Source organism: Tatumella sp. UCD-D_suzukii, from assembly GCF_000611875.2.
Classification (GTDB): Bacteria; Pseudomonadota; Gammaproteobacteria; order Enterobacterales; family Enterobacteriaceae; genus Tatumella; species Tatumella ptyseos.
In genome coordinates, this window is sequence record NZ_JFJX01000003.1 from 1 (window position 1) to 730 (window position 730).

Annotated in this window: 1 rRNA gene; it reads right to left on the bottom strand. The window is 48.5% G+C overall.

Going from position 1 to position 730, the window contains the following annotated elements:
- Nucleotides 1-583 (bottom strand): 23S ribosomal RNA (locus tag CG67_RS02040); the annotation flags it as partial.
- Nucleotides 584-730: the final 147 nt, after the last annotated feature.

A 730-nucleotide genomic window follows, 5' to 3' on the forward strand; every position in this document is an offset into this window, starting at 1 on the left:
CGCTGACCCATTATACAAAAGGTACGCAGTCACACCCTAAAAGGTGCTCCCACTGCTTGTACGTACACGGTTTCAGGTTCTTTTCACTCCCCTCGCCGGGGTTCTTTTCGCCTTTCCCTCACGGTACTGGTTCACTATCGGTCAGTCAGGAGTATTTAGCCTTGGAGGATGGTCCCCCCATATTCAGACAGGATACCACGTGTCCCGCCCTACTCTTCGAACTCACAATGTGTGCATTTTCATGTACGGGACTATCACCCTGTATCGTGCGACTTTCCAGACGCTTCCATTAACACACCCACTGATGATGGTTCCGGGCTCCTCCCCGTTCGCTCGCCGCTACTGGGGGAATCTCGGTTGATTTCTTTTCCTCGGGGTACTTAGATGTTTCAGTTCCCCCGGTTCGCCTCGTTAACCTATGTATTCAGTTAACGATGATGCACTGAGTGCACCGGTTTTCCCCATTCGGAAATCGTCGGCTGTAACGGTTCATATCACCTTACCGACGCTTATCGCAGATTAGCACGTCCTTCATCGCCTCTGACTGCCAGGGCATCCACCGTGTACGCTTATTCGCTTAACCTCACAACCCACAGACGTCTTGCAACGACTCTGAATCGTAAAAGTTTTTGAGAGACTCTGAATAACTTAACGTTATTCATTGTTTTCAAATTTTCAGCTTGTTCCGTATTGTTAAAGAGCAATATCTTAAACATGACTCGTAAGTCAT